Origin of the sequence: Pseudomonas sp. DSP3-2-3, assembly GCF_049898225.1 — a bacterium.
Lineage (GTDB): Bacteria > Pseudomonadota > Gammaproteobacteria > Pseudomonadales > Pseudomonadaceae > Aquipseudomonas.
Genome location: NZ_JAFCXH010000022.1, coordinates 16,353 through 38,207, shown reverse-complemented (window position 1 = coordinate 38,207; position 21,855 = coordinate 16,353). Strand labels below are relative to the sequence as shown.

General features: G+C 60.4%; 22 protein-coding genes. 9 read left to right on the top strand and 13 right to left on the bottom strand.

Going from position 1 to position 21,855, the window contains the following annotated elements:
- The first annotated feature begins 76 nt into the window (after nt 1–76).
- Nucleotides 77–1,324 carry an ABC transporter permease gene (locus ACP7E4_RS22095; RefSeq protein ID WP_426117700.1) on the top strand — a complete coding sequence of 416 codons (1,248 nt, stop codon included), beginning with the start codon at nt 77–79 and terminating at the stop codon, nt 1,322–1,324.
- 11 nt (nt 1,325–1,335) lie between these two features.
- Entirely contained in the window at nt 1,336–2,160 is an 825-nt protein-coding gene (locus tag ACP7E4_RS22090) for an ABC transporter permease (RefSeq protein ID WP_426117699.1), read from the top strand.
- Between the two features lie 133 nt (nt 2,161–2,293).
- On the opposite strand, the gene ACP7E4_RS22085 is transcribed toward ACP7E4_RS22090, so the two are convergent.
- The 6 genes from ACP7E4_RS22085 to ACP7E4_RS22060 all read right to left on the bottom strand — a co-directional run bounded on the left by ACP7E4_RS22085 (nt 2,294) and on the right by ACP7E4_RS22060 (nt 6,945).
- Entirely contained in the window at nt 2,294–2,857 is a 564-nt protein-coding gene (locus ACP7E4_RS22085) for a DUF4136 domain-containing protein (protein WP_426117698.1), read from the bottom strand.
- 23 nt (nt 2,858–2,880) lie between these two features.
- Nucleotides 2,881–3,519, bottom strand: coding sequence for a DUF4136 domain-containing protein (locus tag ACP7E4_RS22080; RefSeq protein WP_426117697.1), 639 nt, complete (start codon nt 3,517–3,519; stop codon nt 2,881–2,883).
- A 45-nt stretch (nt 3,520–3,564) separates the two neighbouring features.
- A complete protein-coding gene (locus ACP7E4_RS22075) occupies nt 3,565–4,314 on the bottom strand; it encodes a methyltransferase domain-containing protein (protein WP_426117696.1) in 750 nt (249 codons plus the stop codon).
- Nucleotides 4,311–4,616 carry a nucleotide pyrophosphohydrolase gene (locus tag ACP7E4_RS22070; RefSeq protein ID WP_426117695.1) on the bottom strand — a complete coding sequence of 102 codons (306 nt, stop codon included), beginning with the start codon at nt 4,614–4,616 and terminating at the stop codon, nt 4,311–4,313. Before ACP7E4_RS22070 ends, ACP7E4_RS22075 begins: the two co-directional genes overlap by 4 nt.
- Before the next feature lie 84 nt (nt 4,617–4,700).
- Nucleotides 4,701–5,555 (bottom strand): MaoC/PaaZ C-terminal domain-containing protein, encoded by an 855-nt coding sequence (locus ACP7E4_RS22065; protein ID WP_426117694.1) that lies wholly within the window; start codon nt 5,553–5,555, stop codon nt 4,701–4,703.
- Between the two features lie 34 nt (nt 5,556–5,589).
- Nucleotides 5,590–6,945, bottom strand: coding sequence for a 3-oxoacyl-ACP reductase (locus ACP7E4_RS22060; protein WP_426117693.1), 1,356 nt, complete (start codon nt 6,943–6,945; stop codon nt 5,590–5,592).
- A gap of 114 nt (nt 6,946–7,059) precedes the next feature.
- Between ACP7E4_RS22060 and ACP7E4_RS22055 the strand changes: the two genes are divergently transcribed.
- Nucleotides 7,060–8,337: an acetyl-CoA C-acetyltransferase gene (locus ACP7E4_RS22055; protein WP_426117692.1), complete on the top strand. Its 1,278-nt coding sequence runs from the start codon at nt 7,060–7,062 to the stop codon at nt 8,335–8,337.
- A 130-nt stretch (nt 8,338–8,467) separates the two neighbouring features.
- Here the strand turns inward: ACP7E4_RS22055 and ACP7E4_RS22050 are convergent, their stop codons facing one another.
- Nucleotides 8,468–9,496: a bile acid:sodium symporter family protein gene (locus tag ACP7E4_RS22050; protein WP_426117691.1), complete on the bottom strand. Its 1,029-nt coding sequence runs from the start codon at nt 9,494–9,496 to the stop codon at nt 8,468–8,470.
- Between the two features lie 86 nt (nt 9,497–9,582).
- Between ACP7E4_RS22050 and ACP7E4_RS22045 the strand changes: the two genes are divergently transcribed.
- Both ACP7E4_RS22045 and ACP7E4_RS22040 read left to right on the top strand, forming a co-directional pair.
- Nucleotides 9,583–10,389: an AraC family transcriptional regulator gene (locus ACP7E4_RS22045; RefSeq protein ID WP_426117690.1), complete on the top strand. Its 807-nt coding sequence runs from the start codon at nt 9,583–9,585 to the stop codon at nt 10,387–10,389.
- 244 nt (nt 10,390–10,633) lie between these two features.
- Nucleotides 10,634–11,530 carry a PA4780 family RIO1-like protein kinase gene (locus ACP7E4_RS22040; protein ID WP_020290939.1) on the top strand — a complete coding sequence of 299 codons (897 nt, stop codon included), beginning with the start codon at nt 10,634–10,636 and terminating at the stop codon, nt 11,528–11,530.
- 244 nt (nt 11,531–11,774) lie between these two features.
- Here the strand turns inward: ACP7E4_RS22040 and cueR are convergent, their stop codons facing one another.
- The 3 genes from cueR to ACP7E4_RS22025 form a co-directional block, all read right to left on the bottom strand.
- Nucleotides 11,775–12,176 carry a Cu(I)-responsive transcriptional regulator gene (gene cueR, locus ACP7E4_RS22035; protein ID WP_426117689.1) on the bottom strand — a complete coding sequence of 134 codons (402 nt, stop codon included), beginning with the start codon at nt 12,174–12,176 and terminating at the stop codon, nt 11,775–11,777.
- Nucleotides 12,173–14,368 (bottom strand): heavy metal translocating P-type ATPase, encoded by a 2,196-nt coding sequence (locus ACP7E4_RS22030; RefSeq protein ID WP_426117688.1) that lies wholly within the window; start codon nt 14,366–14,368, stop codon nt 12,173–12,175. Before ACP7E4_RS22030 ends, cueR begins: the two co-directional genes overlap by 4 nt.
- Before the next feature lie 70 nt (nt 14,369–14,438).
- Nucleotides 14,439–14,819 carry a hypothetical protein gene (locus ACP7E4_RS22025; RefSeq protein ID WP_331149952.1) on the bottom strand — a complete coding sequence of 127 codons (381 nt, stop codon included), beginning with the start codon at nt 14,817–14,819 and terminating at the stop codon, nt 14,439–14,441.
- Between the two features lie 156 nt (nt 14,820–14,975).
- Between ACP7E4_RS22025 and ACP7E4_RS22020 the strand changes: the two genes are divergently transcribed.
- Nucleotides 14,976–15,173, top strand: coding sequence for a heavy-metal-associated domain-containing protein (locus ACP7E4_RS22020; RefSeq protein ID WP_426117687.1), 198 nt, complete (start codon nt 14,976–14,978; stop codon nt 15,171–15,173).
- Between the two features lie 231 nt (nt 15,174–15,404).
- Entirely contained in the window at nt 15,405–16,601 is a 1,197-nt protein-coding gene (locus tag ACP7E4_RS22015) for a multidrug effflux MFS transporter (protein WP_426117686.1), read from the top strand.
- A 113-nt stretch (nt 16,602–16,714) separates the two neighbouring features.
- Here the strand turns inward: ACP7E4_RS22015 and ACP7E4_RS22010 are convergent, their stop codons facing one another.
- Entirely contained in the window at nt 16,715–17,728 is a 1,014-nt protein-coding gene (locus ACP7E4_RS22010; protein ID WP_426117685.1) for a zinc-binding alcohol dehydrogenase family protein, read from the bottom strand.
- 117 nt (nt 17,729–17,845) lie between these two features.
- Between ACP7E4_RS22010 and ACP7E4_RS22005 the strand changes: the two genes are divergently transcribed.
- Nucleotides 17,846–18,745, top strand: a complete 900-nt coding sequence (locus tag ACP7E4_RS22005) for a LysR substrate-binding domain-containing protein (RefSeq protein ID WP_426117684.1) — start codon at nt 17,846–17,848, stop codon at nt 18,743–18,745.
- A 224-nt stretch (nt 18,746–18,969) separates the two neighbouring features.
- Nucleotides 18,970–19,662, top strand: a complete 693-nt coding sequence (locus tag ACP7E4_RS22000) for an ArsR/SmtB family transcription factor (RefSeq protein WP_426117683.1) — start codon at nt 18,970–18,972, stop codon at nt 19,660–19,662.
- Between the two features lie 68 nt (nt 19,663–19,730).
- Here the strand turns inward: ACP7E4_RS22000 and ACP7E4_RS21995 are convergent, their stop codons facing one another.
- On the bottom strand, nt 19,731–20,684 hold the full coding sequence (locus ACP7E4_RS21995) for an adenosine deaminase (protein WP_331149958.1): 954 nt from the start codon (nt 20,682–20,684) through the stop codon (nt 19,731–19,733).
- Between the two features lie 82 nt (nt 20,685–20,766).
- Complete coding sequence (locus ACP7E4_RS21990) at nt 20,767–21,729, bottom strand: isopenicillin N synthase family dioxygenase (protein WP_426117682.1); 963 nt, start codon at nt 21,727–21,729, stop codon at nt 20,767–20,769.
- Nucleotides 21,730–21,855: the final 126 nt, after the last annotated feature.

Genomic DNA, 21,855 nt, shown 5'->3' with positions numbered 1-21,855 from the left:
ATCAAGTTGAGTTAGATCCGGGCGCGTTTCCTGTGTGGGAAGCGCGTCCCTCGTTGACAGATTTCGGAGTTTTGCCATGGCCCTCGCCCTGCCCCTGCCTGACGGCGCCAGCCCCAACTTGAAACAGCGTCTGGCTCGTGCCGAACGGGTCAACCGCTGGAAGGCCCAGGCATTGATTGCGCCGCTGGTGATTTTCCTGCTGCTGGTGTTTCTGGTGCCCATCGTTGCGCTGCTTTACAAGAGCGTCGGCAACCCGGAAGTCGTCAACGCCTTGCCGACCACGGTCGTGCAGGTCGCGCAATGGGACGGTAAAGGACTTCCTTCCGAATCGGTCTACAAAACACTGAGCCTTGAACTGGCGGAAACCCGCAAGAATTCGACCCTGGGCGATTTGTCCAAGCGTCTGAACATGGAACTGGCCGGCTACCGCAGCTTGCTGATGACCACTGCCCGCGCCTTGCCGTTTGCCACTGAACCGACTTCTTACAAGGAGGCGCTCGAAGCATTGGACGAACGTTGGGGTGATCCGGCCTATTGGCAGGTGCTCCGTCGCAACACCAGTAGCGTTACCCCCTATTACTTGTTGGCCGCTGTCGACCACCGCATCGATGACCTCGGTGAAGTGGCGCCTGCGACCCCGGATCAAGCGATTTACCTGGATATCTTCGCCCGCACCTTCTGGATGGGGTTTGTGATCACCCTGATCTGCCTGGTCCTGGCTTATCCACTGGCTTACTTGCTGGCCAATCTGCCCGCGCGGCAAAGCAACCTGTTGATGATTCTCGTGCTGCTGCCGTTCTGGACCTCGATTCTGGTGCGGGTCGCCGCGTGGATCGTGTTGCTGCAATCAAGTGGGCTGATCAATGGCGCGTTGATGGCGATGGGCATTATCGATAAACCGCTGGAACTGGTGTTCAACCGGGTCGGCGTTTACATCTCGATGGTGCACATCATGCTGCCGTTCATGATTCTGCCGATCTACAGCGTGATGAAGGGCATTTCCCCGACCTACATGCGGGCGGCGATTTCCCTGGGCTGCAACCCATTCGCCAGCTTCTGGCGCGTGTACTTCCCGCAGACCTACGCCGGGATTGGCGCGGGTTGCCTGCTGGTGTTCATTCTGGCGATCGGCTACTACATCACCCCGGCGTTGCTGGGCAGCCCGAACGACCAAATGGTCAGCTACTTCGTCGCGTTCTACACCAACACCAGCATCAACTGGGGCATGGCCACGGCGTTGGGCGGCCTGCTGTTGCTGGCGACCGTCGTGCTTTATCTGATTTATAACTGGTTGGTCGGCGCCAGCCGCCTGCGTTTGAGCTGAGGAAAGTCGCCATGTTGAGTCCCTATTCTTCGCCGCTTGAGCGCGTCTGGTTTTACGCTCTGCGCATCATGTGCGGTCTGATCCTGTTGTTTCTGGTGCTGCCGGTACTGGTGATCATTCCGTTGTCGTTCAACTCCGGGAGTTTTCTGGTCTATCCGCTGCAAGGGTTTTCCATGCATTGGTATCAGGATTTCTTCAACTCTAACGAGTGGATGCGTTCCCTGAAGAACAGCCTGATCATCGCGCCGGCTGCCACCATCCTGGCCATGGGGTTCGGCACGCTGGCGGCGATTGGCCTGACCCGTGGCAATTTCCGCGGCAAGGCGCTGGTCATGGCCTTGGTGATTTCGCCCATGGTGGTACCGGTGGTGATCATCGGGGTGGCCAGCTATCTGTTCTTCGCGCCGCTGGGAATGGGCAACAGCTTTATCTCGCTGATCCTGGTGCATGCGGTTTTGGGTGTGCCGTTCGTGATCATCACGGTGTCGGCGACCTTGCAGGGTTTCAACTACAACCTGGTGCGCGCCGCCGCCAGCCTTGGCGCGTCGCCGCTGACCGCGTTTCGCCGGGTGACCTTGCCGCTGATTGCACCGGGGGTGATTTCCGGCGCGTTGTTCGCCTTCGCCACTTCGTTCGATGAAGTGGTGGTGACGCTGTTCCTCGCCGGCCCGGAACAAGCGACCTTGCCTCGGCAGATGTTCAGCGGCATCCGCGAAAACCTCAGCCCGACCATCGCCGCCGCCGCAACCTTGCTGATCGGTTTCTCGGTGGTGTTGCTGCTGGTGCTGGAATGGTTGCGTGGGCGTAGCGAGAAGTTGCGTACGGCGGTGGAGTGAGTATCAGGGGCGCGAGCCTGGCGGGAGCGAGCTTGCTCGCGAAGGGGTTATCGCAGGCGATACATTTGTCGACTGGAATTCCGCTTTCGCGAGCAAGCTCGCTCCCACAAGGTTTATAGATGCAGCGCCTTCATCAATGCGGCGGATACTGCTCCAGTATCTTCGCCACGGTCTGGCGTATCAGCGCGTTGCGGGCATCCGGATTGGCGGATCGTTCGCTGAGGATCTGCTCGGTGCTGCCGCGCCAGACCAGCTTGCCATCCTTGCCGTCGTACATATCAACCTGCAGCGTGGTCACTTTGTAATCGACGCTGCGGGTTTCGGTGCTCATCGGCGCCCCCCAGTAACCGTAACCGCCCCAAGGTCCCCAACCGCCGCCGTAATTGGTGCTGACCAGTTGCTGGCGATTCTCGACGATCAACCATGTCTGTATTTTCAGATCGGCATTGCTGCCCGGTTTGGCCATCCGCAGGCCGCGCTGGTCCAGGTGTTCGCCGAGTGACTGACGAATGCGCTGCTCGGTGAGGTCGCTTTTGATGCGCGGATCATCCGGCTGATACTGCACGCCGGGTTCTTTCCAGCTCCAGCTGCGATAGCCGCCGAAGTCGCGGCTGGCATCGAAGTCACGATTGACCTGACTGGTCTGGCAAGCGCCAAGCAGCAGCGCCAGGAACAACACGACAAGACCGCGGAACATGGCAGTTCTCCGAAAAAATCAAATCAAGAAGGTGGATAAGCGGTCAGTGCTTTCTGCACTGCCGTACGCAACGCTTTGGTGCGGTCGGACAGGCTGCCGTCGCTGCGGGTTTCAGCGCTGGCGCTCCACACCGGCTGGCCGTTGTGCCTATCGAACAGGCTGATCTGCACGACAACGACCTGTTCCTGATAAGTGCGCACCACCGGCACGGACGCGTAGCCGCCGTAGCCATAACCATTGTGATACGGACCGTTATAGCGCCCGTAGCCCAGTCCGGCACCGCCGTAGTATGGATCGTAATAGTCATCACGCACCTGACGCAGTCGCGTTTCCAGGCGGGTATCGGCGGTTACCTGTAAATCCGCCGCCTGCGGGTTTTGCGCCGGGCGCAGGCCACGTTGATCGAGCCCGTCGCTCACCGCTTCGGCAATCTGGGCGGAATCGGCCCAGGCCGAACCAGGCGGCAATTGGTTGTTGAGCCAGGTCCAGCTGCGATAGCGGCCGTAATCACGTGTCGGGGCAGGGTAAGCGCTCATGTCCAGAGTCGTGGCGGCTTGCGGCGGCGCTGGCGGTATCGGCAGTGAACTGGCGTTGTACGGGTTATCGGTTTGGCAGGCGCTGATGCCCAGGCACAGCGCGATCAAAACGAAGCGGCGTTTCATGATGGCCTCCGCAGTGGCCTCGGATTGCAGTGAACAACTGTGCTCCTAGATCGGGCGACACACCCAATGCAGGTAACGGCCCAGACCGGCGTATGCCGGATGGCGACGATGGGCCAGTTCCATTTCCAGCAAGTCGGCCAGCTCGACCCGAGCCTGGAACTCGACCGGCATGTAATCGTGGAAAACCCTTACGCCGCTCTGGGTTTCGACTCGCCACATGCCTTCAAGTTGCGCCGCCAATTCGCGCGGATCAAGTGGCTGTTGCGGCGTCAGACTCTGCTTCTCGCCGGCCATGTCGTTCTTGCGCATCTTGCGGAAGTGACCTTTGAGCAGGTTGCGATAGACCAAGGCGTCACGGTTGTAGAAAGCCAGTGACAGCCAGCCATCGGCTTTGGTCAGATGATGCAGCACCGGCAGAATCGTGTGCGGCTCGGCCAGCCATTCCAGCACCGCGTGGCAGACCACCAGATCGTAGGGTTCGCTGAGCAAAGCGGGCAGTTCCTGCCACGGGGCCTGGATGAAGGTGGCGCTTTGACCTGATTCGGCGAATCGCTGGCGCGCGCCTTCGAGCATCGGCTCGGCGGGTTCGGCCAGGGTCACGTCATGCCCACGTTCGGCCAGCCACAGCGACATATGCCCAAGACCTGCGCCGATATCCAGAACGCGCAGCTTGCGCTCCGGCAACGCTTCGCTGAGGTCGGCCTGCAACACGGCCAGGCGAATCGCACCTTTGGCGCCGCCATAGATCTTTTCCGCGAAACGCGTCGCCAGCTGATCGAAATGGCGGTCACTCATTTGGCGAACCTGCGTTCATTGTCAGCCAGCTTGCTGCGCACCACGGCGTCCATATCCAGCCCCAATTCGCTGCACATCAGAATCAGATACAGCACGATATCGCCGACTTCCTGCCCGGCATGGGCCAATTGCTCGGGCGGTAACTGGCGTGACTGGTCTTCGCTGAGCCACTGGAAGATTTCTACCAGCTCGGACATTTCAACGCTGGCGGCCATGGCCAGGTTTTTCGGGCTGTGAAACTGCTTCCAGTCGTTCTGATCGCGGATGCGATGCATGCGTTGGGTCAAATCGTCGAGGTTCATGATGTTCTCCAGAAGGCGCATAGCTTCCGGGGGAACGGGGCGGGAAGCAAGTGCAGACGTCCCACAGTTGGGTGTTTCAGCGCCTCATTCCACTGGCTGCCAAGTCCCCAGCATATGCACGATGCCTTGCGCGCCTTCCAGTTTCAGCTGCCCATGGGACCCTGCGGCGCTGGCGGAAAGCACCACTTCGCTTGGCAGACGCACCGGCTTGTGGAACTGCACGTTGATATCGAAGTTGGACGCGGGCAGATGATCCTCCAGGGCGGCGAGGGTGCGGGCCTTGAGCCACATGCCGTGGGCGATGGCTTGTGGGAAGCCGAACAGTTTGGCGCTCGGTCCACTCAAGTGGATCGGGTTGTAGTCACCCGAGGCCTTGGCATAACGCCGGCCGATATCGGCCGTCGCATACCAGCGCACGACTTCGCTGACCGGTAATGGTGCAGGCTCGAAGTCGCCCTCAGCCGCGCCTTCCAGTTGTACGCCGCGACACAGCAGGGTGCTTTCTTCTTCCCAGAGGATACCCAGCGAATCTTCAACCTGAGTCAGCAGGCTGAACGTGGCTCCTTTCGCGTGGGGCTGCAGATTGTGCGCATGCACCCCGATGTAGACCTTGCTCACACCACCCAAAGGGCGGTGAACGGTGATGCGATTGGCCAGATGAATCAGCCCCAGCAAGGGAAACGGAAAATCCTTGGCCGTCATCAGTTGCATCTGCAACGGGAAGGCCAGCACGTGGGGATAAGTCGGCGGCAGCAGGCTGCTGTCGGGATAACCGCAAACCTGGCGGTACGCCGCCAGCTTGGCCGGGTCTACCGACGTCCAGCAACGCAGGCCCAGTTCCGGCAATTGGGTACCGGTCACTTTGCGCTTCAACGCAGCCTGGACAAACAAATTCGGCAGCGCGGGCAGGCTATCCAGATAAAGCCAGTGAGCACTCATGATGTTTCTCCTTGCTCATTTTTAACAGTGTCACTCACGCACCGAGGACACTTTGACCACACACTCGCAGCACCTGGCCGCTGACTGCGCCGGAGCCCGGTTGCGCCAACCAGGCCACAGCCTCGGCGACGTCCTGAGGCAAGCCGCCTTGACCCAGTGAACTCATGCGGCGACCGGCTTCGCGCAGGGCGAATGGCATGTCGGCAGTCATTTTGGTTTCGATGAAGCCCGGCGCCACGGCGTTGATGCTGATCCCGCGTTCATGCAGCGACGGCGCCATGGCCCGCGCCAGACCAATCAGCCCGGCCTTGCTGGCGGCATAGTTGGTCTGCCCGCGATTCCCGGCCAGACCGGTGGTGGACGACATGAGGATCACGCGGGCGTTGTCGCGCAACGTGCCGCTGTCGACCAGCGCTTGAGTCAAGATTTGTGGCGCACTGAAGTTGACCGCAAGCACCGAATCCCAGAAATCCGCTGGCATGTTGGCCAGGGTTTTGTCCCGGGTAATACCGGCGTTGTGGACCAGAATGTCCAGCCCGTCCGGTAGGTGTTCGATCAATTGACGGGCGGCATCTTCGGCACAGATATCCACCGTCAGCGCTCGTCCGCCGAGGCGCGCAGCCAGCGCTTCGAGATCAGCTTTGGCCTGCGGCACATCGAGCAGCACCACTTCAGCGCCATCCCGGGCCAGCGTTTCAGCGATAGCCGCGCCGATCCCGCGTGCGGCACCGGTCACCAAAGCCTTGCGACCCGCCAGTGGTCGGCTCCAGTCCTGCACTTCGGTGGCACAACGCCTCAGGCGGATAACCTGCCCCGAGATAAACGCGCTTTTTGGCGACAGGAAGAACCGGAATGCGCCTTCCAGCTGTTCCTCCGCGCCGCTATCGACGTGCAGCAGTTGCACGGTGCCGCCATTGCGCATCTCTTTCGCCAGCGACCGGCTGAAGCCTTCGACCGCTTGTTGGGTTGCGGCGGCAACCGGGTCTTTCAGAGATGCCGGGGCATGACCAAGGATCACCACATGCGCGCTGCTGTCCAGGCTGCGCAACAGCGGTTGAAAGAACTCGCGCAGCTGTTTCAGATGATCGGCCTGGGTGAAAGTGCTCGCATCAAACACCACCGCCTTGAGCTTCGGCCCTTGATCGGCCACCCAGTTGGTTGCGCCGGGGATCTCGCTGCCAAAGCTGTACAGCGAATCGGTCAGGCGTTGAGCAAATAGTCTGACGTGATCGGCCAGTGGTCCTGCGCTGATCAGCAGCGTGCCTTCAACAGGGCGCAGGCGTCCGGCCTGCCAGCGTTCCAGTCTGACCGGCTTGGGCAGGCCAATCGCGCCAACCAGGCGACGGCCTATGTCGGAATTGGCGAAATCGATGTAGCGATCAGACGACATGGAACACTCTCCTTGAGTCGGGGTTCAAAGGAGTGGACCACAAAAAGGCGACCTTCGTTCGAGATCGTCCTACGCTGCTCATCAGTGAATTCGCGTTAAAAAAGGGAGCTTTCCATGAATCAGCCACGCCGGGTCGCCATTGTCGGCGGTAATCGCATTCCGTTCGCCCGCTCCAATGGGCCATACGCCACCGCCAGCAATCAAGCCATGCTGACTGCCGCGCTGGAGGGCTTGATCGAGCGCTTCAACCTGCATGGCCTGCGCATGGGGGAAGTGGTCGCCGGCGCGGTGCTCAAGCATTCCCGGGATTTCAACCTGACCCGCGAATGCGTGCTCGGCTCGCGATTGTCGGCGCAGACGCCCGCCTATGATTTGCAGCAGGCGTGCGGCACGGGGCTGGAGGCGGCTTTGCTGGTGGCGAATAAAATCGCGTTGGGCCAGATCGAATGCGGCATCGCGGGCGGCGTGGACACCACGTCCGATGCGCCCATCGGCGTGAATGAAGACCTGCGCAACATCCTGTTGCAGGTTAATCGCAGCAAGACCACCGCCGACAAGCTCAAGGCGCTGATGCAACTGCGTCCGCACAACCTCAAGCCGGAACTGCCACGCAATGGCGAGCCACGCACCGGGCTTTCAATGGGCCAGCATTGCGAACTCATGGCACAAACCTGGGGTATTCCTCGCGACCAACAGGATCAGCTGGCCCTGGAAAGCCATCTGAAAATGGCTGCGGCTTATGCCGAAGGCTGGCAAGGCGATCTCATGACGCCGTATCTGGGCCTTACTCGGGACAACAATCTGCGTCCCGACCTGACCCTGGAGAAACTCGCCAGCCTCAAGCCGGCCTTTGAGCGCAGTTCTAACGGCACGTTGACCGCAGGCAACTCGACGCCGTTGACCGATGGCGCGTCGCTGGTGCTGTTGGCGAGTGAAGAGTGGGCCAGGGAGCGCGGGCTGCCGGTGCTGGCGTATCTGCGTGATGGTGAAGCGGCGGCGGTGGATTTCGTCAATGGCGCGGAAGGCCTGCTGATGGCTCCGGTCTACGCGGTTCCGCGCCTGCTGGCACGCAATGGCCTGACGCTGCAGGACTTCGATTACTACGAAATTCACGAAGCCTTCGCCGCGCAAGTGCTGTGTACGCTCAAGGCCTGGGAGGATGCGGACTACTGCAAGTCACGCCTGGGACTGGACGCGCCATTGGGCTCGATTGATCGGGCGAAGATGAATGTCAAAGGCAGCTCACTGGCAGCTGGACATCCGTTTGCCGCAACCGGCGGGCGAATCGTTGCCAACCTGGCCAAGTTGCTGAGCGTCGCCGGGCAAGGTCGTGGTTTGATCTCCATCTGCGCGGCGGGCGGGCAGGGCGTTACGGCGATTCTGGAGCGTTGACCCGGAAAAATGGAATCCTGTAGGAGGGAATTTATTCCCGAAGACGTCAGATCGGGCGCCACGAGCGTGTCGCCTGACCCGGCCCCTTCCCGGATAAATCCGGTCCCACGGGGTTAGTGCAGGGCCAAAATCAAGCAGCCCGCGCTTCCTCCAGCGCTTCTGCGGACAACTGCTGCTTGTGTCGCGTCGCATAGCTCTCCGCCATCACCGAACACACGATCAGTTGCAGCGGGTGATAGATCATGATCGGCAGCAGGATCAGCCCCAGTCCAGGATTGTCACCAAAGATCAACGCCGCCATGGGCGCGCCTGCCGCCAGGGATTTCTTGCTGGCGCAGAACACTGCCGCGACTTTATCGGCATGGTTGAATTTCAGCAGTTTGGCGGTAGTGGTGGTGAGCAGCAGGATCACCGCCAGCAACACGGCGCTGCCGATGAACGCCATCAAAATCACGCTGTTGCCCTGGGTTTGCCACATGCCCGAGACCATCGAATTGCAGAACGCCGCGTAGACCAGCAGCAGGATCACGAGCTTGTCGATGACGTTGGTGTACTTCTTGTGCCGTGCGAAGAACTTGCCCAGCAACGGCCGCAGCAGCTGGCCCAATACCAGTGGCAGCAGCATCATCAGGCTGAGGTCCAGCAGCGTCGAACCCAGATCGATGCCGCCCGAGCCGGTGCCGACTACCAGACTGACCAGCCATGGCGTCATGAATATGCCGAAGACGCTGGACATGCTGGCGTTGAGAATCGCCGCTGGCACGTTGCCGCCTGCACTGCCGGTCAAGGCTACCGAAGACGAAATCGTCGAGGGCAGTGCGCACAAGTAAAGGAAGCCCAGCATCAACAGTGCCGGTACATGCGAGCCGAATGTTTTGTCGCACAGCAGCCAGATCACCGGGAAGGCGATGAAGGTGAAGGCTTGCACCATGATGTGCAGGCGCCAGTTCTTCAGGCCATGCTTGATCTGTTCGCTGGACAGATTCACCCCGTGCAGGAAGAACACCAGGAATACGCCGATGTTGATTACGTATTCCGCATGTATGCCGCCGCCCTTCGCCCCGAAGCCGGGGATGAAATAAGCCAGCACGGTCGCCAGGACCATTCCGCAGAGGAACCAGTCAGTGACAACGCGTTTGAGGTGTTTGAGTACAGGCATAAGAAGGCTCGGCGGTTCTTTGTAAAAATAGATGTCCGCAGGCTAACGCACTCGTACACTGCCGTCTTGCGACATAAGGCCATAACATGCCGACTAACGGACAACATCGTATTCACCTGCTAGGCGGCGAACGGCAGATTCCGGCGCTGACGGATCTGCCGCGCCCGTTGTACGCCCGCGCCGAAAGCCTCAGCGCGGGCTCCTGGACGCCGCCGCATCGCCATGACTGGGTGCAGTTTTCCTACGCAATCAGCGGCGTTCTCGGTGTGCACACTGCCGAAGGTAGTTTTTTCGCCCCGCCGCAATGGGGCGTGTGGATCCCCGCCGGGCTGGAGCATCAGGTGGTGACCTCGATGCGCGCGGAAATGCGCAGCCTGTATGTGCGCAAGGAAGATTCCGGGTGGGCCCCGCAGCGTTGTCGGGTGCTGGAAGTAACGCCGCTGGCTCGGGAGTTGATCAAGTCGTTTTGCCAGTTGCCGCCGGTTTACCCGCTGGGCAACAGCAGTGAGGCGCGGCTGGTCCAGGTATTGATCGACCAGCTGGCGCAGTTGCCGGAAGTCAGTTTTTCGTTGCCCTTGCCGCGTCATCCGCGCTTGCTGGCCTTGTGCAATGAGCTGATCGAAAACCCGAGTCAGCTGATTACCTTGCACGACTGGGCGCAGCGCCTCGGTACTTCGGAAAAAACCGTGATGCGTTTGTTTCAGCGCGAGACCGGCCTGAGCTTTCGTGCCTGGCGCCAACGCGCGCGATTGCTGTCTTCCCTCGGCGCGCTGGAAAACGGCGATAGCGTGACCAATGCCGCACTGGCTTGCGGCTACGACTCAACCTCGGCGTTCATCGCTGCGTTCAAGGGGTTGTTTGGCTTCACGCCAGGGGACCTGTTCAAACAATAAATCCAGCCGATTGGTTCAATAATGTTGCCAATCCTCGACGCTTCCTACAGTGTTGAGGCCCTGCGCTAGACAGGTCGCAGGTGCATGTTTCGGCACGAAAGGTGCTTGAAACCGGGAGGTTGGCGGATTTTCCCACGCAAACTATCTCCCTCAAACGTCAGCTCCCACTACTCGCTGGCAGAGGATTGCCGTATAACGGGCAACAATCGCGTGTTTGGCAACGAAGGACCCAGAATAAAAGCTGATGAAGACTCCTAAACGCATTGAACCCCTGATCGAAGACGGTCTGGTGGACGAAGTGCTGCGCCCGCTCATGAGCGGTAAAGAGGCAGCTGTTTATGTGGTGCGTTGTGGCAATGAGCTGCGGTGTGCCAAGGTTTATAAGGAGGCGAATAAACGCAGTTTCCGTCAGGCCGCGGAATATCAGGAAGGCCGCAAGGTTCGTAACAGCCGGCAGGCTCGGGCCATGGCCAAGGGCTCCAAGTTTGGCCGCAAGGAAACCGAAGACGCCTGGCAAAACGCCGAAGTGGCTGCGCTGTTTCGTCTGGCCAGCGCTGGCGTTCGGGTACCCAAGCCTTACGACTTCCTCGAAGGCGTGCTGCTGATGGAGTTGGTTGCCGACGAGTACGGCGATGCAGCGCCGCGTCTGAATGACGTGACGCTGGAGCCTGATCAGGCGCGCGAATATCACGCGTTTCTGATCGAGCAGATCGTGCTGATGTTGTGTACCGGTCTGGTGCATGGTGACCTTTCCGAGTTCAACGTGCTGTTGACGCCGACCGGGCCCGTCATCATCGACCTGCCGCAGGCGGTGGACGCTGCGGGCAACAACCATGCGTTCAGCATGCTGGAGCGGGACGTAGGCAACATGGCGTCGTACTTCGGCCGCTTCGCGCCGGAGTTGCGAACCACCAAATACGCCAAGGAAATGTGGTCGTTCTACGAAGCTGGCACCTTGTCGCCAGCCACCGTATTGACCGGCGAATTCGACGAACCGGAAGACCTGGCCGATGTGGGCGGGGTACTGCGTGAAATCGAAGCTGCGCGTCTGGATGAAGACCGTCGCCAGGCCGCCCGCGCCGCCGACGATGCTCCACCGACCAAAACCGCCGAAGAACCGCCTCCGCCCTGGATGCAGTGATCGGCAGTTAAAAAGAAACCCGGCTCAGGCCGGGTTTTTTGTGAGCTCCGACGCCTTCACGGAGGAATCAAACCGGTAGGAGGGGACTTGTCCCCGATGGCGTCGGATTGGCCGACAGTATTTCGCCTGACACCCATCCGTTGCCTGTGCCAGCGTCTCCCGGACAAGTCCGGTCCTACCTGATTTGTGTAAGCCGGTAGGAGGGGACTTGTCCCCGATGGCGTCGGATTGGCCAGCATCTCCATCACCCGCAACACCCACCCGACGCCAGGTCCTTGAGGATCGGGCAATCCGGGCGGTCGTCGCCCTGGCAGTGTTCGACCAGTTCCTGCAAGGTATCGCGCAGGCTCGCCAGTTCATCGATCTTCTGGTTGAGCTCGGCGATGTGTTGCCGGGCCAGCGCCTTGACGTCGGCGCTGGCGCGTTGCCGGTCTTGCCACAAGGTCAGCAACTTGGCCACTTCTTCGAGAGAGAAACCCAGGTCCCGCGAGCGCTTGATGAACGCCAGGGTATGCAGGTCTTCGCTCGCGTAAAGGCGATAACCGCTGTCGCTGCGATGCGCTGGTTTGAGCAGGCCGGTGGACTCGTAATAGCGAATCATCTTGGCGCTCAGGCCACTGTTTTTCGCTGCCTGGCCGATGTTCATTGTTGATTCTCCTGCTCGTCGGGCTTCCACGTTTTCAGCAGCAAGGCGTTGCTGACCACGCTGACGCTGGACAACGCCATTGCCGCGCCCGCCAGCACCGGGTTAAGAAAACCGAACGCCGCCAAGGGAATGCCGATCAGGTTATAGACGAACGCCCAGAACAGATTCTGGCGAATTTTTGCGTAGGTTTTGCGGCTGATGTCCAGCGCCGCCGGAATCAATCGTGGGTCGCCGCGCATCAGTGTGATCCCGGCCGCCTGCATGGCAACATCGGTGCCGCCGCCCATGGCGATGCCGATGTCAGCGGCAGCCAGCGCGGGTGCGTCGTTGATGCCGTCGCCGACCATCGCCACCACATGATGTTTCTTCAGCGCGATCACCGTCGCGGCCTTGTCGGCGGGCAACACTTCGGCATGCACATCACTGATGCCCAGCGCCTGGGCCACTACCCGCGCGCTGCCTTGATTGTCGCCGGTCAGCAAATGGCTGCTGATATGTCGCGCCGACAACTGTTGCACGGCTTGCAGCGCACCGGGCTTCAACGTGTCGCCAAAGGCGAACAGACCCAGCACGGCGGGATTGGGGTTCTGTTCGATCAGCCAGGATAAGGTGCGGCCTTCTGCTTCCCAGGTCCGCGCGGCATCCGCCAGTTCGCCCATCGGCAAGGCGCTTTCTTCCAGCAGACGTCGATTGCCCAGGGCGAGCATGCGACCGTCAAGCGTACCGGCAATGCCGCGTCCGGCCAGGGACTGGCTGTTCTCAACGGCGGTCGGGCTGATATGCAAGTCTTTGCAGGCATCCAGTACGGCCTTGGCCAGTGGATGCTCACTGCCGCGTTGCAGTGCGCCGGCCCATTCGAGGATTTGCTCCTCGCTGCCAGCGACCGCCGTGAGGTGCGCGATGCGCGGCGTGCCCGACGTCAGGGTGCCGGTTTTGTCAAAGACCACGGCGGTCACTTCATGGGCGCGTTCCAGTGCTTCGGCGTCCTTGATCAGAATGCCATAGCGCGCCGCCACGCCGGTCCCGGCCATGATTGCAGTGGGCGTCGCCAGGCCGAGGGCGCAGGGACAAGCGATCACCAGCACTGCAACGGCATTGATCAGCGCCGTTTCCAGCGAGGCATCGGCCAGCAGCCAGCCAGCCAACGTCGCCAAGGCGATCAGCAACACGACGGGGACGAACACCTGACTGACTTTATCCACCAGTTTCTGGATCGGTGCTTTGCCCGCCTGAGCGTCTTCCACCAGCCGAATGATTCGCGCCAGCACAGTTTCGGCGCCCAAGGCGGTGGTCGTGACCACCAGACGGCCTTCGCCGTTGATCGCACCGCCGGTCACTTTATCGCCGGGTTGTTTCGGCACCGGCAGGCTTTCACCGCTGATCAAGGCTTCGTCCGCGTGACTGCGGCCTTCCAGCACCTGGCCATCGACGGGGAAACGTTCACCGGGTTTGACTGCGACCAGATCGCCGAGGCGCAGGGCGCTGATCGCTACGTCGTGTTCCTGGCCGTCGATGACCTGGATGGCGCGTTCCGGACGCAAGGCTTCAAGGGCGCGAATCGCGCTGGCGGTCTGGCGTTTGGCCCGGCTCTCAAGGTATTTGCCCAGCAAAACCAGGGCGATGACCACCGCCGAAGCCTCGAAATACAGATGCGGCATGCTGCCGGGGGCCGAATTGGCCCATTCGTACAGGCTCAAGCCATAACCGGCGCTGGTGCCAAGCGCCACCAGCAAATCCATGTTGCCAGCACCGGCACGCACGGCTTTCCAGGCGGCGACGTAGAAGCGCGCACCCAGAATGAACTGCACCGGTGTCGCCAAGGCGAATTGCACCCAGGCTGGCAACATCCAGTGCACGCCGAATGGCTCAAGCAACATGGGCAGCAGCAATGGCACCGCCAGGGCGATCGCCAACAACAATGCCCAGCGTTCTCTGCGCAGGTGACGTTGGTAGTCGACTGCGGTGGGCTGATTTTCCAGGGTCGTGGCGCCATAGCCTGCCTTAACGACGGCGGCTATCAGCGTCAAAGGGTCCAGCGGCGTGAGGGTCTCGACGTGGGCCTGTTCGTTGGCCAGGTTGACGCTGACACGGCTGACGCCGGGCACTTTGGCCAGCGCACGTTCAACGCGACCCGCGCAACTGGCACAGGTCATCCCGGAAATCGGCAAATCGAAAGAAACCGGCTTGAGCATCTTGAACACTCCCTGAAGACGTTATGCCAGCAAGGATCAACCTTTCCACGAGGTCAATGTCAAGCCTGGATCAATAGTTCAGGTCGGCGCGCTTGAGATACAAGCCATTGAGGTTGGTGGCAATGCGGAATTTGAGAATGTCGCCCGCCTGGATTTTGATTCGGGTACCGTTCTGCGCTTCCATGCCCGGATCGCAACCGAACACGCCGCCGGGGAGAAGGCGCAGACGGATCGACACATCGCCTGCGGGCAGATTGAACGACACCGATTGCTCCTGGAACACGCGACCCGCCAGTTGATCCTGGATGTAAATCCCGATCTCGCAGGACGTCGCCACTTCCAGGCGCTCGCGGGAAATGATCAGAACGCCGTAATCCTGATCGGCTTGAACCGCTGGGGAAGCAGCCAACAAACCGAGAATGCCGAAGAGGCTCAATACTGACCAGCGCATCGCTGATACTCCTGATGTAGACAGTAATGACGCAGCTTGGCCGAGCCTCGCGCCGAATACCAGCCCGGCAGGTAAAACAGAAACTTGACCTTGCCACGGCAGGAAGGTCAAACATGCCAGCCAGTGTTTCCCATACTCGTTTGAAGGAGTAAAACCATGCAGCGATTCAACGTTCAAGGCATGACCTGCGGACATTGCGTAAAGGCGGTAACCAATGCCATCAAAGGCCAGGACGCGGCGGCTATCGTCCAGGTAGACCTGCCCACCGGCGAGGTGCTGGTCGAAAGTGATCTGACGACCGAACAGGTAATCGGTTTGATCGCGGAGGAGGGTTATCAGGCGCAGGTTATTTAGGATGAGCAAACCTGTAGGAGGGAATTCATTCCCGAAGAGGTCAAGTAAGGTGCCGCGTATGAGTTGCCCGTGCCGGCCTCTTCCCGGATGAATCCGGTCCCACAGTGTTTGCAGTCAGTGGGATTCGTGTATCAACCAGACATTTTTTGCAGTAATTTTCTTCGTCAGGCATGCACTAACAGAGAGGGCGGGTAGACTAGCCCGCTGCGTTGAATACTGTCTGGATACCTGATGAACCTGAGAAGCATCCTTATTCTTGGTGCATTGAGCGCCTTCGGCCCGTTGGCCATCGATTTCTATCTGCCGGGTTTTCCCGCCATTGCCCTCGCTTTTGGCACTGACGAGCAACACGTCCAGCTGACCCTCGCGGCCTATTTCCTGGGGCTGTCCATCGGGCAACTGGCTTACGGCCCGGTCGCTGACCGGTTCGGTCGGCGCATTCCGCTGTTGGTGGGCGTCACGCTGTTCACCTTGGCATCGTTGGCCTGCGCTTTCGCGCCGAGCCTGGAATGGCTGATCGGCGCACGTTTCGTGCAGGCCTTGGGCGGTTGTGCGGGGATGGTGATTTCCCGGGCGATTGTCAGTGACAAATGCGATGCGGTGCAGTCGGCGAAAGTCTTTTCCCAGCTGATGCTGGTCATGGGCCTGGCGCCGATTCTCGCGCCAATGCTCGGCGGGCTGCTGGTCAATGTTTACGGCTGGCAGGCGATTTTCCTGTCCCTTACGGCGTTCAGTGCGCTGGCTTCCCTGGCTGTCGCCTTGTGGTTGCCGGAAAGCATGCCGGCGACTCATCCGCGCTTGCCGCTGTCCGGTGCGTTTCGGCAGTACGCCAACCTGTTCAAGGATCGGGTGTTTCTCGGGCACGCATTGACTGGCGGTATCGCCATGGCCGGGATGTTCGCCTACATCGCGGGTTCGCCCTTCGTCTTCATCAAATTGTACGGCGTGCCGGCTGAGCATTACGGCTGGCTGTTCGGCGCCAATGCCGCCGGTTTCATCCTGGTGGCGCAGGTCAACGCACGGATTCTCGGCAAACGCGGTCCGGCGTTCCTGCTGTCGCGGGCGATCTGGGTTTATCTGGTGGCAGCGCTGGTGCTGCTCGGAGTAGCGGGGGTTCACAGCGAAAAATTGTGGCCGCTGCTGGTGCCGTTGTTTGTGTGCATCGCCAGCCTCGGTTGCATCATCCCCAACGCTTCGGCGTGTGCGATGAACGGCCAATGGGCGCGAGCGGGCAGCGCGTCGGCGTTGCTCGGCTGTCTGCAATTCAGCGTGGCGGCAGGTGCTGCGGCGTTAGTCGGGGTGCTGCATGACGGCAGCGCAGTGCCGATGGCGCTGGTAATCAGCCTGTGCGGGATCGTCGCCGTGGGCATGTCGGTGTTGACCCGGCGTTTGCAGGGCCAGCGGGATGCGCTGGCTGCGCGGGTCTGAATCCCGCGCCCTGACCACGTGTAGGAGCCAACTTGTTGGCGAAGCGAGGTGTCAGGTACACAGTTTCGCGAGCAAGCTCGCTCCCACAAGGTCACTCAGCGTTTTTGCCAGCGTCAGAATCCTTCCAGCACAATCTTGCCCTTGGCCTTGCCGCTTTCCAGCAGTTCATGGGCGCGGCGCAGGTTACTGGCGTTGATGGTGCCGAAATGCTCGCCGAACGTGGTTTTCAGCGTTCCCGCATCGATCAGTTGCGCGACGCGATTGAGCAGTTTGTGTTGTTCGATCATGTCCGGTGTGCCGAACATCGAGCGGGTGTACATGAACTCCCAGTGCAGTGACAGGCTCTTGCGCTTGAGTTTGCTCACGTCCAGCGACTTGGGATCGTCGATCAGGCCCAGTTTGCCTTGTGGTTGCAGCGCTTCGACCAGTTGATCCAGATGCTGATCGGTCTGCGTCAGGCTCGCTACATGCGTGACGCTGTCCAGCCCGGCGCGCTTGAGTTCCTCGCTCAGCGGCTTGCTGTGATCGAGCACTTCGTGGGCGCCCAGCTCGCGAACCCAGGCAGTGGTTTCCGCACGCGACGCAGTACCGATGACCTTTAACGAGGTCAGCTGCCGGGCGAGTTGGGTGAGAATCGAACCTACGCCGCCAGCGGCGCCGACGATCAGCAGGCTTTGCTGGCTGGCACTTTCACCTTCCACGACTTGCAAGCGCTCGAAGAGCAGTTCCCAGGCTGTGATCGCCGTCAGCGGCAGGGCTGCGGCGTGGGCGAAGCTCAGGGTTTTCGGCATATGGCCGACGATGCGCTCATCAACAACGTGCAGTTCACTGTTCGCCCCCGGCCGGGTCAGCGATCCCGCGTAAAACACCTTGTCACCCGGCTGGAACAGCGTGACTTCGCTGCCGACCGCCTTGACCACGCCTGCAACATCCCAACCCAGTACCTTGGCTTCGCCACCTTCGGGCTGCACGTTCTGGCGCACCTTGGTGTCGACCGGGTTTACCGAGATCGCTTTGACTTCCACGAGCAAATCGCGGGGACCGGCGACGGGCTCCGGCAGTTCGATGTCCTGCAAGGCTTGCTCATCGGTGATGGGCAGCGCGTGGTAATAGGCGATGGCTTTCATAAGGGCTCCTGACGATTGGCTGGATGTTCAATGCCGGGGATGATTGGCTATTTCCTTCAAAGATAAAACCCGCTAAAACGGCAGGCTCTTTCAATGGAATATTGATAATGAACAATCATGCTGCGTTTCGATGACCTGCAATTGTTCGTGCGTGCGGCTGATCTGGGCAGTTTGTCCGCTGCTGCGCGGGCCATGGACCTGTCGGCGGCGGTGGCCAGTGCCGCGCTCAAACGTATTGAACAGCAACTGGGCGCGCGCTTGCTGGCGCGCTCCACCCGCAGCCTGCGATTGACTGCCGAGGGCGAGGGCTTTCTCGCTTATGCGCGCTCGGCTTTGAGCAGTCTCGACGAAGGACGGCGTTTGCTGGCCAGCAGTCAGGATCAATGCAATGGCGTGCTGCAGCTTTCAGCACCCTCGGATTTTGGTCGCAATGTGTTGCTGCCCTGGCTCGATGAGTTCCAGCGCGAGTATCCGCTGCTGACGGTTCGCTTGCTGCTGGGTGATAGGATCGCCGACCTGTTTCGCCAGCCGGTGGACATCGCGCTGCGGTATGGCGAACCCGAGGATTCAAGTCTCGTCGCGCTGCCCATCGCGCCCCTCAATCGCCGGGTGTTATGCGCCTCGCCTGACTATCTGGCGCGCTGCGGCGAACCGCAACATGTGGAGCAGCTGGCGCAGCACAATTGCCTGCTGTTCATGTTGGGCAATCGTGTCCACGATCATTGGACGTTCCATGACGGCAAGCGCGAGATGAGCCTGACCGTGCGTGGCGACCGCTTCAGCGACGATGCCGATGTCGTGCGCCTGTGGGCGTTGGCAGGGGCGGGCGTGGCGTATAAGTCCTGGCTGGATGTCGCCGCCGATGTGCGCGCCGGCAGATTGAAAGTGCTGATGCCGCAGTTGCAGGGCGAAGCGACACCGCTGAACCTGTTGTGCGCGCATCGCGCCCAGCTCAGCAAGCCGGTTAATTTGTTACGCGAAATGCTTGTGCGTCGTTGCGAAGAATGGGGCCGGTAAGTGTCATGAGCCTTTATGACGGCCAATTAAACTCACATCCCACAAGCCCAGTGGAATTGCCTTACGGACAGTTCGGAAAATCGTGCAGGTAAATACCAATACCGACATTGAGCTGCGAACATGTGGATCGTGGTTGAATGTTTTTTTGCGCGCTTGTGCTGTTTGTTCTTGGTTGATTGCTTCGTCACCTTTTGCTTTGCCGCGACATCACAGGGAGTGAATACATGGAATATGCACCTTGCATCAGCCACATTGCTATCTTGCTGGCTGACCCCAAGCGCAGCGCAATGATCTGGGCGTTGATGGATGGCACCGCCAGACCCGCCGATGAATTGGCCCTGCTAGCGGGGCTGACCACGTCTTCGGCGGGTGCGCATCTGGCGCGATTGGCGGCGGGCGGGCTGGTCAAGCAGGAAGTGCGCGGCCGCAAACGTTTCTTTCGTCTGGCGGGCCCCGAGGTCGGCACCGTTGTCGAGGCCATGGCCAATGCTTCGTTGGTCAGCGCCGAGCAAATCAGCCGCAGCGTCGCCCAGCCCATGCCGGCCTTGCCGCTGCGTCGGGCGCGGGTTTGCAGTGATCATCTGGGTGGCGAAATAGCTGCTGACCTGTATCAGCGGTTACTCGGTGCAGGGTGGATCGAGCAGCAGGAGCAGCGCATCGAAGTGACCAGCATGGGCGTCGCGAAGTTTGCCGAGCGGGGAATCTATGTTCCGGCGCTGGCGCTACGCCAGCGCGAAACCGTGTGCGCCTGTCCGGCCTGGAGTGAACGTAGCCCACACTTGGGCGGCGCCCTGGGCGCGGGGCTGTTGCAGCTGTTCATTCAGATGGGCTGGCTGCGCGAAACCGAGGAATCCAGCACCTTGCAGGTGTCGTCCAGCGGGCAGCGGGAAATCGGCAGGATCGCCTCGGCAGCCTGAGCCGATCTTGCGCGCTACGCAGCGGTGCCAAAGCTACTGGCGCCGCGCGTGCTGCAAGTCTTGATCAGTCAGGGCTTGATCAAACGGGCATCGAGACTGTTTTGCGCCAGACGTTGCGCCTGATCCTTGGTCATCCCCAAGTGCGTGTACAGCGCATGGAAGTTTTCGGTGACGTAGCCGCCGAAATAGGCCGGGTCATCGGAGTTCACCGTCACCTTCACGCCGCGTTCCAGCATGTCGAGAATATTGTGCTTGGCCATGTCGTCGAACACGCACAGCTTGGTATTGGACAACGGGCAAACCGTCAGCGGAATCTGCTCGTCGATGATGCGCTGCATCAGGCGCTCGTCTTCGATAGCGCGCACGCCATGGTCGATACGCTGAATTTTCAGCAGGTCGAGGGCTTCCCAGATGTACTCGGGCGGGCCTTCTTCGCCAGCATGGGCAACGGTCAAAAAGCCTTCGTTGCGAGCGCGATCAAAGACGCGCTGGAATTTGCTCGGCGGATGGCCCATCTCCGAGCTGTCCAGACCTACGGCAACGAACGCATCGCGAAATGGCAGCGCCTGGTCGAGGGTTTTTTCGGCTTCTTCTTCGCTCAAGTGGCGCAGGAAACTGAGGATCAGGCCGCTGCCGATACCCAGTTTCGACTGGCCATCTTTCAACGCGCTGGCGATACCGTTGAGGACGACTTCGAAAGGAATGCCGCGATCCGTATGAGTCTGCGGATCGAAGAACGGTTCGGTATGAATGACGTTCTGAGCCTTGCAGCGCAGCAGATAGGCCCAGGTCAGGTCGTAGAAATCCTGCTCGGTGCGCAACACGTCCGCGCCCTGGTAATACAGGTCGAGAAACTCTTGCAGGTTGTTGAAGGCATAGGCCCCGCGCAGGGCTTCGACGTCATTCCACGGCAGGGCAATTTTATTGCGCTCGGCCAGGGCGAAGAGCAGTTCGGGCTCCAGCGAACCCTCCAGGTGCAAGTGCAGTTCTGCCTTGGGCAGCGCGTTCAACCAATCGTACATGTGCTTTTCTCATCAGGTGCAGATCGCCAGCATTCTACAGACTCAGGTTCTTTTCAGGCTGAAACCTGACCAAGCGGTTCAATTACCCTTGCTGTTCCCGGCGATAAGCGTAGGTATCGGCGAAGCGTGACAGCAGAAATTGCGCACAAGTGGTCGCCGGGTAGCGAGCCGGCCGCGCTGCACTTTGGCAGCCAGGCAGGCATTCGATCCGGGTGTCCGGGTTGGGCTCGACGAAGAACGGCATCGAGTAGCGGTCCACGCCGAGCGGGCTGATCACCCGATGCGGCGTGGACAGATAGCGGTCGTTGCTCCAGCGCGCCATCATGTCGCCAATATTGACCACGAATGTACCGTCGATGGGCGGTGCGTCGATCCACTGGCCGTCAACGTTGCGCACCTGCAAACCGCCCGCCGTGTCCTGATGCAATAAGGTGATGCAGCCGTAATCGGTATGCGCACCCGCGCCTTGTTGCTGCTCGGAAGTCGCAGTTTGGCGCGGCGGGTAATGAATGAAGCGCAGCACGCTGACTGGCTCGACGAAACGCTGATCGAAGAAGTCGCGCTCGATGCCCAAGGCCACGGTGATGGCCTGAAGCAAGGTTTGCCCGAGTGCCTGCATGTCCAGATAGTGCTGTTCCATGAGCGCTTGCCAGCCCGGCATGTCTGGGTGGCGATTGGGGCCGCGCAACGGTTTTTCGGCGAGCACGTCAGGATGATCGGCGGGCAGATGAAAGCCCATGTCGAAGGTTTCCTTGAGATCGCTGGGCAGGTTCGGGTCCAGCTGCTCGGTGGCGATGGCGCCATAGCCGCGATGATGGCGGGTCTGGGTAATGTCGATCTTGAGCTTTTCAGCCTGCGGCAAGGCGAAGAATTGCTGCGCGCTGCCAACCACCTGTTCGATGCGCTCGGCGCTGATCGGATGGCCTTTGATATAGAAGAATCCCCACTCGCGACAGGCCTGGTCAATCTGCGCCGCAACGCTTTGCCAAGCCGGTTGGTCGTTGCCGTACAGCGGGGCGATGTCGATGATGGGGAGCTGGTTCACGGTGTTTGTCCTGATATTGTTTTTTGTAGATGCGGCTTTAGCCGGGAGGAGGTTGGTACATCCGATACATCTTCTTCGTTGGACATACCGCCTTCCTGGGTAAAACCGGTCCTACGGAATTTGTTC